Consider the following 13,016-nt stretch of genomic DNA (forward strand, 5'->3'; position numbering starts at 1 on the left):
ATCATATGAAAATTGCATTGATGATGGAAAACAGCCAAGCGGCTAAGAATCCGATTATCCTAGAACAACTCCAGACCGTAGTGGCAGATCAGGCTGATGTTTATAACGTCGGTATGGCTGATGAGGCCGACCACCACCTGACTTATATTCACCTCGGCATTATGGCGAGCCTGTTGCTGAACTCGAAAGCGGTCGATTTTGTCGTCACTGGTTGTGGTACCGGCCAAGGTGCGATGATGTCATTGAACATCCACCCCGGGGTTGTGTGCGGCTATTGCCTTGATCCTTCTGATGCCTTCTTGTTTAACCAAATCAACAACGGTAACGCGCTATCGTTAGCGTTTGCCAAAGGGTTCGGTTGGGGTGCAGAGCTCAATGTGCGATACATTTTTGAGAAAGCATTCTTAACTGGCGACCGCGGCCAAGGGTATCCGCTTGAGCGTGCCGAGCCACAACAGCGCAATGCGTCCATTTTAAACGACGTAAAAGCGGCCGTTGTCAAAGACAGCTTCCTTGACGCCATGCGCGCAATCGACCAAGAACTCGTCAAAACGGCGGTTTCTGGTGAGCTCTTCCAGCAATGCCTATTTGCCAACAGCCAAGAGCCTGAGATCACCGCATATGTTCGCGAATTACTTGGCTAACTAATTGAATAATAAAAATTGAGAAAACCATGCGCGATCGCTCTGACGGCGCGCGTGATGGCGCACCAATAAAGCCATTGTTAGTTGTGTCCTTTTGATCAACAAATGCCCAATGGTTAACTTGAGGAACCCAAAATGAGAAGTCTACTGTCCCTAGTGGCTTTCCTGGCCCTACTTTGTACATCCTGTATATCAACAAACAACGTCGATCAATTACGGTTTATTTCCTACGATTCAGTTGCCCTTGCAAAAAACAAACAGCTCATTGGACCGTCCAATAAAGCGTATGTAAAGCTGCTCGAAAAAGCCGATGCATCGCTAGAATCAGCTATCGATCCGGTCACCAACAAAACACTGCTTCCTGCCAGTGGCGATCCGCATGATTACTTTAGCTTTGGACCTTATTGGTGGCCGAATCCAGACACTGAAGATGGCTTGCCATATGTCAAACGAGACGGCGAATACAACATGGCGACGAAAACTGCGGCAACCGATAAAATGCGCATGATCAAGTTGGCCCATGAGGTCAAAGCGCTGGGACTCGCCTATTACTTCAGTGAAGACCCCAAGTATGCCGAAAAGGCCAAAGCACAACTGCGGGCTTGGTATATCAATCCGGCAACCCGGATGAATCCTAATATGAATCATGCCCAAGCAATCCCGGGTCTTGTCGATGGCCGAGGCATTGGCCTCATTGATAGCCGCTTACTCATTGGCGTGATTGATAGCGTAGAGCTCATTCGACCAACCCTGACCGATGAAGAATACAACGCCATCGTGCAATGGTTTGCCGAGCTGAAACACTGGATGCTGACCAGCAAAAACGGCAAAGAAGAAGATGCTTATTTCAACAATCATGGCACTTGGTTTGATGCCCAAGTTGTGGCTATTGCCATTTTTGTTGGCGACACCGAAGAAGCAAAAACACGTTTGCAAAAGATCACCACGACTCGCATTCAAGCGCACTTTGATGCCCACGGCGAGCAAGAAGAAGAGTTGTCCCGCACCAAACCTTGGCACTATGTCAATTTCAACTTAGAAGCCTACAGCTTACTTGGGCGCTATGCTGACGTTCTGGGGGTTGATCTTTGGAACTTCAAAACGGGGGGTATTTCTCTCGAGCAAGGCTATCGCTTTGTTGCCGACTACGCTGCCACTGGCAAAGCCTGGCCTTACAAGGAGAAAGGCGGCTACAAACCTTATCAAGCATACGGCAACATGCTCTATGCGGAGGCAGCCTATCAAACTGATGCGTACCGAGATGCGGTTGCGGCATTAAAAGCCGATAAAAAGGTACAAGAAGACATCCACAACTTGCTATTTTAGCAATGCGATAAAGCGGGCCTGCTCATCGCCGACTCGTTCGCTAACTGATTGATTAAATTGCCGGTGATAAGATTAACTACTTCGGGATTTGGTTCCCAAAGCAGCGGTTAAAAAACGATACTTAAAATTAGCTTGATGGAACCCAGATGAAAAATGGCACGCACCAGTTTACAGCAGCGCAATTGGAGCGCATTCGCAGTAAAGCCACCGATACAATTATCAAACAACTCATCCAAGACAATAATGTCGTTCTAGAACATAATGTTCTGGTTCCACCCGACGGTAGAGCAACTTGGAATCTTTATTACTTTTGCCCAGATCATGGTGTTCGTTTGCAATGGGATCGCAACAAACCGAGCGAGCATTGCTGCCCCGTCGACAATAAAGCATTTACAGGTGAACCTTATGATGGAGCCTGGTGGCGGTGGCTGAATGGCCTAAATGCCAAAGCCTGTAAGCAGCTAGGGTTGCTTTGGCAAATAACCGGCGACATCAACTATCTATCCAAAGTTCGGGAAATCCTAATACAGTACGCGAAGTACTATCCGGATTACCAAGAACATGGCGGTATTCCATATAACGGACCGGGCAAAGCAAACGCGCAAACCTTATGCGAAGCCAATTGTCACTTGGATTTTGCTTTGGGATATGACTTTGTCAAGCAACAGTTAAGTCGAACAGAACAAAGTTACATTGAACAGAGATTACTGCGCGAAGGCGCCGATTTTTTGATGGCCCATCGCACGCCTCAGTTGCACAATCATGAGATGAAAATCAACGCAACAGTGGGTGTTATCGGGTTGATCTTGGAAGATATCGACTATTTGGATTTTGCCCTTCATACCAAATACGCGATGAACTACCAGCTCAACCACGGCGTTCGGGCTGACGGCTTTTGGTTCGAGGGCTCGGTTCACTACCACTATTATGCCCTCGAGGCACTGCTAGCGTTCGAAAAGTTGGCACGAGGAACGGAACATAGCTTGGCTGCCAACGCCAATTATCGAGCCATGATTGGCTTTCCCCTAAAGCTAATTCTAAATACAGGCGACTTTCCCAAATTAAACGACTGCATTGCTGGTCAAGAAAAGTTGAAACACAGCCAATTATTTGAATTTGCCTACAGTGAATTTGGCGACGATCTTTATGGTTCTGCGCTCGTCAGTATTTATCAGCAGGCTGATCGCAACAATATAGATGCACTGCTATATGGCGTAGATGAACTGCCCGCTCTTCCTCCTTTGCAAGCGACAAGCCTGCACTCTGCGGAATCAGGCATTACCATATTCAATGACGATAGCTCCAACAATAGCCTGCTGCTGAAGCACTCGCCTTATGGTGGAGAACATGATCATTACGATCGACTGGGCCTAATTATCATAATGGAAGGTCATGAAGTTTTACCGGATCTTGGCACCACAGGTTATGGCGCAGAGTTACATTATGGTTATTACAAAAACACTGCCTCGCATAATACCCTGGCAATAAATCAACAGAATCAGCCACCGATTAATCCAAAGCTAATCAAGTATACCAATACAGATAGCTTTGGCTGGATCGATACAGTCGCGGATTGGAATGAGCCCGAAGCGAGCGTTGACAGCCATACCCTAGTCGCCTGGGATTCGGCTAGTTACACAAGTGTCAAATTTCGCCGCAGCATTCTTTGGTTAGGATCGGCCGCAATTGAAATTAATCAAATTGATAACCCCCACACTCAACAACTTGATTTGACTTGGCATGTGCGCGGTCAGCTCGATAGTTCTTCAGTTGAATTGCGCGACACAACCAATCCATTGAAAGGTCCTCTGGCTCGAATGCATTCATGCCAAACCGCCGAAGTATCCGGTAACGCTCAGCAATTTAACTACCAAACAGCTGCCAGCAAAACCTATCGCCAGACAATGTTTAATCAAGGTGCAGACCAGTTGATTACAGGAAACGCACCTGACAACCCAGCAGTTAATGATCTGCAATATGTGCTGGTACGGAGCCGCAGTCAGGCTCTCAGGAACGTCGTACTGCACGACTTCAGTGAGGGCTATCAACTCAAAGAAGTCAAATGGGACAACAATTTGCTAAATCTGAATCTACATCATCGCGGATTAATCAATCATATCGAGATCGATTTCGAATCAAGTACTGTTTCGTTTACTTGACCTCCCTTAGGGATCATAGGTTCTAGAGATAGATGAAAACACAAATGGATTCATTCAAATCTCTGCCACAAACTTACTAGTAAAAACTCCCCAAGCTGCAAACAGCTGAACTCTCTAATCCATCACTTTGAGAGTTCAGTTTAATCCTCGATGTAACAAACACCAATAATTATCAAAACCAAGTATTAATTATTATAAAACGTCATTTCATTATAGTTTTAAGGGTGATAATATCACTGATGTATTGTCCCAAAGAAAAATTTTGAAGCGTAAACAATGCCGTATACGGCTCCCTTTGGAGAATGAAGTGACTAACAATCAATTTGAGTTAACGGGGAAAGTCGCTGTTGTAACAGGCTGCGGTGGAGGACTGGGACAGGGAATGGCCCTAGCCTTAGCGAATGCAGGGTGCGACATCGTCGGAGTGACGACTTCTAGCCCAGACGACACAATGGAGAAAGTGACTCAAGCTGGTCGCCAATTCATCTCAGTACAAGCCGATTTAACTTACACTAAAGATATACCATCCATCATTGAACAGGCCGTTGATAAGCTCGGGCAAATGGACATTCTAGTAAATAATGCAGGGATAATTCGGCGCAATGCAGCCATCGAATTTTCCGAGCAAGACTGGGATGACGTCATGGATATCAATTTAAGAACGGCATTCTTTTTATCTCAGGCTGTTGCTCGCCAATTCATTCGCCAAGGCAGCGGTGGCAAAATCATCAATATCGCATCAATGTTGTCCTTTCAGGGCGGCATCCATGTGCCTTCATATACCGCGTCGAAAAGCGGCATAGCCGGAATAACTCGTGCCATGGCCAATGAGTGGGCTCACCATGGAATCAACGTGAATGCGATTGCTCCTGGCTATATGGCCACCAAAAATACTCAAGCCTTGCGGTCTGACGACCAACGAAACCAAGCTATTTTGGATCGTATTCCGGCTGGTCGCTGGGGTACTCCTGACGATCTCGCAGGCCCATGCGTCTTCCTGTCTTCACAAGCATCCAACTACATCAACGGCTACACCATTGCCGTCGATGGCGGTTGGCTAGCTCGCTAGAAATTTAAGCTAACTATTTAGAATGACAATAAATTAACTGGTTTTCACTATGACTTCGAATAAGCACAAAATTGGCAATTATAGGTTCAGGATTCTGGCCTTGTTAATGTTCGCCACCACCATCAACTATTTTGATCGCAGTATCATTGGCGTGATGGCTCCTACATTAGAAAAGATGTTTAACTGGAGCAATACCGACTACGCCAACATCATGATCTCTTTTAAAGTTGCCTACGCGCTAGGTATGCTATATATGGGTGGGATCATCGATAAGTTGGGTGCCAAAAAAGGCTACACCTTATCCATTGCTATTTGGAGCGTTTTCGGCATGTGCCACGCCTTGGTGCGCCCGGGATTCAGCGTTATCGGCTTTGCTGCTGCTCGGTTCGGCTTAGGGTTCGGCGAAGCGGGCAACTTCCCTGCTGCGGTAAAAACTGTAGGCGAATGGTTCCCGAAAAAAGAGCGAGCATTTGCCACCGGAATTTTTAACGCGGCCACGAGTTTTGGTGCCATCGCAGCTCCTTTTGTGGTTGGCGCAATTGTGTCCGTCGACGGTGAAAACTGGCAAATTCCATTTTTGATTACCGGAGCTCTTAGCTCCATTTGGGTACTGCTCTGGTGGCGTATTTACGAAAAGCCGGAAAAACACCCCAAGCTTTCCAAAGAAGAGCTTGCTTACATCCAGTCTGACTCTGAAATTAAAGAAGAGTCTGAAGAAAAATTACCATGGCGTCGTGTAGCCCAAACTCGGGAAACTTGGGCATTTGCTGTCGCGAAGATCACCGATGCCGTGTGGTGGTTCTATCTGTTTTGGGGCGCTAAATTTTTGGCTGACAGCTTCGGAGTAGATATCAAGAGCATCGCCATTCCATTTTTCGTCATCTATGCGCTAGCTGATGTAGGCAGTGTTTTTGGTGGCTATATTTCCGGCTTTTTCATGAACAAAGGTTGGACCGTCAATAAAGCCCGAAAAGTGACCTTACTATTTTGTGCTTTGATTATCCTGCCGGTTTGTTTCGTTGCAATTACCGACAGTAAGTGGGTTGCAATCTGCCTTATCGGCCTTGGTGCGGCAGGACATCAGGCGTGGTCGGCGAACATATTCACGCTGGTATCCGACGTTATGCCGAAGAAAGCGACTGCCTCGGTAGTGGGTATTGGCGGCATGGTAGGTGCAGTTGCTGGCATTCTGGCTGATGCGCTACTTGGATCTGTGCTCGATCAGGCAGGCAACACAGGCTATTTTTATGCCTTTCTAATAGCGGGATCGAGCTACCTAATCATCCTTGGCGTAGTGCATTTGATGATGCCGAAGATGACCCCGTTAGATGGCAATCTTCAACATATCGAAAAAGCCCAATAGCGCCTTAATCTATACTCCAAGTCAAACTAAAAAGAGCAGCTTACCTGCGTGCTCTTTTTAAGTGGGCGATACTTTTCTATTCGCCTGATTGGTAAACCTAAAGGAATATCTACAACGTTTTTGCTCCCTCCTCCTCGCTCCAGAAGTGATTTCCATCTCAAAAATCAATATTATCATATTTAATAAAACGTTGTTTTGATATTTTGCTAACACCATTCCTTTTAGTGCGATATCATCACATTCAAGTTGTATTGTATTTGAAAGGTAGTTGCGTGAATTTTGATTACATCGTTATGGCTGGCTATTTCCTGCTCATGGTGGCCATTAGTTTAGCTTTTAAGAAAATGGCCAGCTCTAGCTCCAGTGACTACTTCCGGGGCGGCGGGAAAATGTTGTGGTGGATGGTTGGTTCCACAGCATTCATGACACAATTTTCAGCGTTTACCTTTACCGGTGCAGCTGGCAAAGCATTTAGTGATGGCTTTGCCGTACTCGGTATTTTCTTTGCCAATGCTGTTGGTTATTTAGTTGCTTACCTATATTTCGCCAAGCGCTTTCGGCAGATGCGCGTCGATACGCCAACCGAAGGTATTCGCGCTCGTTATGATGCGACCAACGAGCAATTTTTCACCTGGATGATTATTCCACTCAGTGTTGTCGTCGCTGCGGTTTGGCTAAATGGATTGGGTGTCTTTGCTTCGGCAGTATTCGGTTCCGATATTTCCACCACGATTTGGGCAACAGGCTTGGTGGTGTTGCTGATTTCGTTGTTGAGTGGCGCGTGGGGCGTTGTGGCTTCCGATTTTATTCAAACGCTAATCATTGCCATGGTGTCCATCGCCTGTGCCATTGTGGCGTTGGTAAAAGTTGGCGGACCCGTGGAATTGGTCAGCAGCTTCCCCAACGAATTTTGGATTGGCCCGGATATGAACTACCCCTTGGTCATATTCTGCTCATTTTTGTTCTTTGTCGTGAAGCAGTTTCAAAGCTTGAATAACATGCAGGATGCATATCGGTTCTTGTCGGCAAAAGATTCACATAACGCATCGAAAGCGGCGTTGTTTGCCGGCTTGATGATGTTGTTTGGCTGCATCATCTGGTTTATTCCGCCATGGGCCGCAGCAACGCTATACCCTGATGCGGCGTCCGAATATTCAAGCCTCGGCGCTAAAGCCAGAGATGCGGTTTATCTGGTATTCGCTCGCGAAGCCATGCCAATTGGTACCATTGGCCTGTTAATGGCCGGTTTGTTTGCTGCCACCATGTCCTCGATGGATTCGGCGCTCAATCGAAATTCAGGCATTTTCGTTCGTAGTTTTTACGCCAACATTTTGCGCCAAGGTAAAGCAAGCGACAAGGAACAACTCAGAGCTGGTCAGGTAGTGTGCGTCATCAATGGCCTTGCGGTGATATTGATGGCCCAGTATTTCCTCTATCTCAAAGAGTTAAGCCTGTTTGATCTGATGATGCAGGTAACGACCCTGCTACAAGGTCCAATTTTGGTCCCCCTATGCTTTGGTTTGATCATTAAAAACACGCCGAAATGGGCACCGTGGGCAACTGTGGTGTTTGGTGCTTTGGTTTCTTGGTCGGTGCTGAATGTATTCACGCCGCTGGTAGTGATGGGCTGGTTTGGTGTCGAAGAGATCACACCAAGGGAACACTCAGAGCTGCTAACGATGATCACGATCGCCGCTCACTTGGTGTTTACCACCGGATTTTTCTGGGCAACGACGCTGTTTTACAACCCAGAAACCGATCCTAATCACCAAAAAACCACACAGTTCTTCAAGGACATCGAACGCGAGGTTGTTGCTGAACAGCAGCATAGTGAAGTGGACCGAGCTCAATGCAAAAAGCTGGGTACCCTCATTATGGCGATGTCCAGCGGATTAGTGTTGATGACCTTGATCCCTAACCCGCTTTGGGGACGTTTGGTCTTCGCAGGCTGCGCACTCGGAGTATTTTTAATTGGCTTCGCGCTATCGCGAAGTGGTAAGGCACCAGCGGCATAACTGCGTAAGCCGGCTCATTTAGTGCCATCAAATGAGCTGGCTTTTCCACACCTCGATTAATAAAGCCATGCACAGGGAAAAGTTAGCGCTTCGCGCTATCAGGTGTGTCAAAACGATACAATAGGTCGACCGATATGAAGTACCCTAACCTATCAATATGCATCTCTTTATTTGTTTTATCCCTTGTTCCTCACCTAACCGCCCAAGCGACTCAATTGAGTTATATCCCGTTTGAAGCGACCAAAGACAAATACCCATTTGAGCTGGTCCAATTCCTTCTGAGCAAGATTGACCACGATTACAGCTTTCAACCAATTGAAGTAAAATCCATGGTTGGCAGCCGAAAGATTTCAGAAGTTCAGCAAGGTAATCTGTCGTTTGCGGCGCTATCCACCTCCAATGAGATAGAAGCCAAACTTCGTCCAATCCGAATTCCCATTTACAAAGGTTTGTTAGGCCATCGTATATTTCTGATCCGAAGTGGTGAACAACACCGCTTTGAAGGCATCAAGAAACTTGCCGATCTCAAGCGGTTTACCGCAGGCCAGGGCCGATTCTGGGGTAGCACCCCAGTCTTCCGATACGCAGGAATTCCAATCATTACTCCAACTAAATACAAATCTTTATTTTACATGTTGGACGGAGGGCGATTTGGTTACTTTCCAAGGGGAATCATCGAAATTTATAGTGAGTTAACCCAATACTCTGAACTAAGCCTAGCGATAGAACCAAACCTAATGCTGGTATACCCGACAGCCATGTATTTGTTTACTTCTCGCGAAAATGAGGCTTTGGCAAAACATTTAGAAAATGCGTTTAATTTAGCCGTTAATGATGGCAGCTTTGATCAATGGTTTTATAATCATCCTATGATTAAAGAAGCCTTATCGAAGATAGATATCGGAAGTAGAAACATACTCCATATTGACAATCCACAGCTTCCTTTATCGGCTCCACTCGATCGCAAAGAGCTTTGGTTTAATATCGAAACCCATTGACGCTATAGGATAATGGGGCTCATTGATGGGGGCGCTCTCTTATCAGGCACAACTTTTCTAGCGCTAAAAACTCCCATATGAGCCCAACAACATGAAACAAAGTTACATTCACGAAAATTTTCTGCTGGGCTCTAGTCTCGCTCAGCATTTGTATCATGAATTTGCCGCAAATTTACCCATCATTGATTTTCATAATCACATTGAAGCAAAAAAAATATATGGCTAGATACACACCATAAGAACCTTGCCAGCGTCTGGCTTCACAGTGATCACTACATTTGGCTCCGCGATGCGCAGCAACGGCATCGCGGAGCACTACATAACTGGCAACGCAAGCGATATTGAAAAGTTCAGAAAATGGTGTGAGGCGATGCCCTACCTGATCGGCCCCCCCCTTTATCAATGGTCTCACCTGGAGTTAAAACGATTTTTTGATTGCGATTTACTACTCAATCCGACTAATCAAGCAGCAATTTGGTCACATTGCAATCGCCAGTTCCGTGACAAGAAACACAGTACTCGTAGCGTTCTAGTTGACTTAAATGTGGAGACGCTATGCACGACCGATTCGCCACTATCAAATCTTGAATATCACCTAGCGCTCAAAGAGCGCTGGCTTCAACGAGCAGGTATTGCGGACTTTCCGAGCGGATGAGTTTTTTTGTTTTCATGACGTCCATCGGCTCCAAAATGTCCTAACTCAATTATCTGAACTATGCGACATATCCATCGACAGCTTTTCTGCTTACCTTGCTGCCATTCAATCGAGACTCAGTTACTTTCATCATGTTGGATGTCGGCTATCAGACCTAGGTCTGCCTAATGTCGACTACCAAGCATGTAGCCCTGAACAAGCGGAAGTTATCTTCAAGATATTGCGGCAAGGCGAACCAATCTCGCCAACTGAGTTGATTCAAATTTCCTCTCGATTGTTTTATGAAATGGGTAAACGCTACTTCGAACTTGGCTGGAGTATGCAACTTCATGTTGGCGTGCTTGTGAACGTTAATCAACTCGGACCAGGAACGGGGTTTAGTGTCATCAACACTCAGCCTATTGCCATTGCTATATCTAACTTGCTGAATGAGTTAGATTTAAACTCATGCCTACCCAATACCGTTCTGTACAACCTCAACCCCAACGATAATGCCATCCTTGGTTGTATTGCGGGTGCTTTTCAAGATAGCGACGCCTCTGCCGGAAAAATTCAATTGGGGGCTGCATGGTGCTTCAACGATCACAAGGACGGTATGGAAGCGCAACTGACGACGCTAAAAAACTTAGGAGCTTTGGGGCGTTTTGTCGGTATGCTGACAGGCTCCCGAAACATTTTTTCTTTTAGTCATCACGAGTACTTTAGACGGGTACTGTGTAACTTGTTGGCTCGGTGGGTTAAGCAAGGAGAAATCCCCCATGACCAAGAATTACTTCGGCAAACTATCGAAAATATTTGTTATTACAACGCTAAACACTATTTTCAATTCAGCTAACACGTCAGCCTGAAGGCCGTCCAAACTAGCTTAAACATGAACTCTCTGCGAATCGAAGAATGGAGGGGAACCCTGCTCTTAATGGGTTTCCCCTGTTTTGAAGGCTAGTATGCTCTGACTTTTAAATAACTGCAATTATTGGTAGCACTCAATTTAAAAGTAGTACCGCTGAGTGTCGAAAACGCATGGTAGTTTGATGACATTGTTTCAACAACGGAGCTGTTTTCTAGCGACTCAATTTCTCCTCGGAAATCACAAGAATTATTGGCGTCACTGTCCCATGCTTGAACGGTTTCACCGGCAACATCTCGGTCGAAGCGAATACAATCGTTGCTGGTTAAATCAACCTCTGTTTTTTCACTCCAAACAATATCAACAGTACCGGCACAATCACCACTTGGTGGCGGCGTTACTTCTGATGCTTTGGTAAAGCAGGCTTTGTTTACGTTGGCAATTGGGTCGCCAAAAACACTACTGGAGCACTCTACGCCAGCCGTCTGATTGTAAAGATAATTAAACTGGCTATCGGCACCATAAGCGATATCCATTTGCCCGCTGACCACAACCATCTCATCTTCATCTGCTGCATAGGTGTAACCAGAAGGACCTGTTGGAGGCTCTGGGTCGGGATCAGGTTCCGTCGGAACCGTACCACATCCGTTGGGCAGCTCATCAAAACAGCTATAGACCTTGGCTGGCTTTTCGATACTTGAATCCAGGTTGTCATCCCACCTGCTGTTTTGGTAATCGGCTTGAACTATTTTGCTGCCGCCATCTAACCGTACGTTGTTAACGCTATGCACCGTTTCTTCAAGTATGTGGAAAATAGCACTACCGCTCGACAGCGTGAATTCATTGTCGTAAACGTTGGAGTTGCGATGCTCTTGATAGGTAAAAATGGCGTGGTCTAAATTGCTATCGTTTTGCCAGTCCATCTTGTTGTTGCGAATGATATTGTCCGTGCCCTTTAGATCAATAAAGCTATCTGCCGCGGGGCTGCCTGATATGCCTACAATTCCTTTAGCAGAGATGTAGTTTGACTCGATGACGGTACCATTGGTACCCGATTTAACATCAAACGCTTCGGCAGTAACGTCAGGGCCGATGGTACATCCACCAATACGATTGTCATTGCTGTTATCAAGCTTCTCTGAGGTGTGGCCATCGTGAGTTCCGACATACACGCCTTCACCATAACCTTCTCCCCCTACCCGTTTACCAGTATCGTGGATATAACAGTTCGACAATTCATTGTTAGAACTAAAGTATCTAAAATGCACGGCCTCTGCGCCAATATTGGAGACCTCGACATTATCGATCTGGTTGTTGTTTGCCCCTTCGAGCATGATGCCTTTTTGCGCGGTCGAGAATTTAAGATCTTTAATGACCCAATGATCACCCTTCAGATAAAACACATATCCAGAATCGACATTCTCCCCTTGCAATATCTGTTTGTTGCTGGGAGATAGGCTTCTGAGTGCAATCGGAGCACTTTCATTCCCGCTTCGATCACTAAAGAAATGTGCTTTCGAATTGCCACTGGTACTTGAACTCTTGTTGCCAACATAGACGCCGGGATTTACAACAATTTCATCCCCCGCTTGAGCAGCTCTCAGAGCTTGTTGCAGCTGTGCGGCATCATATACGTCGACTATTGCTGCCGACGCGGCGAATGATGAACTTATCATCAGAGCTAGTATTGCACTTTTTGCTATTCTGGTTGTACTAAATGTTGGATTTGTCATGATGTCCTATTCACGCTTAACTTATTGTTTTTTATTATTAATACCAATCCATTGCAAGCGTTCTTCAAGTAGCACTGTTCCGCTCAATTAACTGAATGTTAATTAAGAGGCTGTTTACAAGCAGATCGTTTGATGAAGGGTAATTAGCTATTGCATAGGGGAAACGGCCAGTCTCAACCGATTGAATGTAGCCACCTGCGAAGCAGG

Annotated in this window: 9 protein-coding genes and 1 pseudogene; 9 read left to right on the forward strand and 1 reads right to left on the reverse strand. The window is 46.0% G+C overall.

The genetic code is table 11. The features are described 5' to 3' along the window. Positions 1–5 precede the first annotated feature (5 nt). The 9 genes and pseudogenes from NAF29_RS13770 (at position 6) to NAF29_RS13810 (ending at position 11,064) form a co-directional block, all read left to right on the forward strand. Complete coding sequence (locus NAF29_RS13770; RefSeq protein ID WP_251262214.1) at positions 6–644, forward strand: RpiB/LacA/LacB family sugar-phosphate isomerase; 639 nt, start codon at positions 6–8, stop codon at positions 642–644. A 135-nt stretch (positions 645–779) separates the two neighbouring features. Then, positions 780–1,970 carry an alginate lyase family protein gene (locus tag NAF29_RS13775; RefSeq protein ID WP_251262215.1) on the forward strand — a complete coding sequence of 397 codons (1,191 nt, stop codon included), beginning with the start codon at positions 780–782 and terminating at the stop codon, positions 1,968–1,970. Between the two features lie 146 nt (positions 1,971–2,116). Next, on the forward strand, positions 2,117–4,129 hold the full coding sequence (locus NAF29_RS13780; RefSeq protein WP_251262216.1) for a heparinase II/III domain-containing protein: 2,013 nt from the start codon (positions 2,117–2,119) through the stop codon (positions 4,127–4,129). A 307-nt stretch (positions 4,130–4,436) separates the two neighbouring features. Continuing rightward, entirely contained in the window at positions 4,437–5,198 is a 762-nt protein-coding gene (kduD, locus tag NAF29_RS13785; protein WP_251262217.1) for a 2-dehydro-3-deoxy-D-gluconate 5-dehydrogenase KduD, read from the forward strand. Between the two features lie 49 nt (positions 5,199–5,247). After that, entirely contained in the window at positions 5,248–6,561 is a 1,314-nt protein-coding gene (locus NAF29_RS13790) for an MFS transporter (protein ID WP_251262218.1), read from the forward strand. 272 nt (positions 6,562–6,833) lie between these two features. Next, positions 6,834–8,576, forward strand: a complete 1,743-nt coding sequence (locus NAF29_RS13795) for a sodium:solute symporter family transporter (RefSeq protein WP_251262219.1) — start codon at positions 6,834–6,836, stop codon at positions 8,574–8,576. A gap of 134 nt (positions 8,577–8,710) precedes the next feature. Continuing rightward, entirely contained in the window at positions 8,711–9,574 is an 864-nt protein-coding gene (locus NAF29_RS13800; protein ID WP_251262220.1) for a diguanylate cyclase, read from the forward strand. Positions 9,575–9,665: 91 nt separating this feature from the next. Continuing rightward, positions 9,666–10,229, forward strand: a pseudogene (locus NAF29_RS13805) (glucuronate isomerase). After that, positions 10,207–11,064: a glucuronate isomerase gene (locus NAF29_RS13810; RefSeq protein WP_251262221.1), complete on the forward strand. Its 858-nt coding sequence runs from the start codon at positions 10,207–10,209 to the stop codon at positions 11,062–11,064. The pseudogene NAF29_RS13805 and the gene NAF29_RS13810 overlap by 23 nt, the downstream one beginning before the upstream one ends. 104 nt (positions 11,065–11,168) lie before the next feature. Here NAF29_RS13810 and NAF29_RS13815 read toward each other — a convergent pair whose 3' ends face one another. Further along, the gene (locus NAF29_RS13815) at positions 11,169–12,809 is read right to left on the reverse strand and encodes a right-handed parallel beta-helix repeat-containing protein (protein WP_251262222.1); all 1,641 of its coding nucleotides are present in this window, start codon (positions 12,807–12,809) and stop codon (positions 11,169–11,171) included. Between the last annotated feature and the right edge of the window lie 207 nt (positions 12,810–13,016).

This window comes from Echinimonas agarilytica, assembly GCF_023703465.1.
GTDB classification, from domain to species: Bacteria; Pseudomonadota; Gammaproteobacteria; order Enterobacterales; family Neiellaceae; genus Echinimonas; species Echinimonas agarilytica.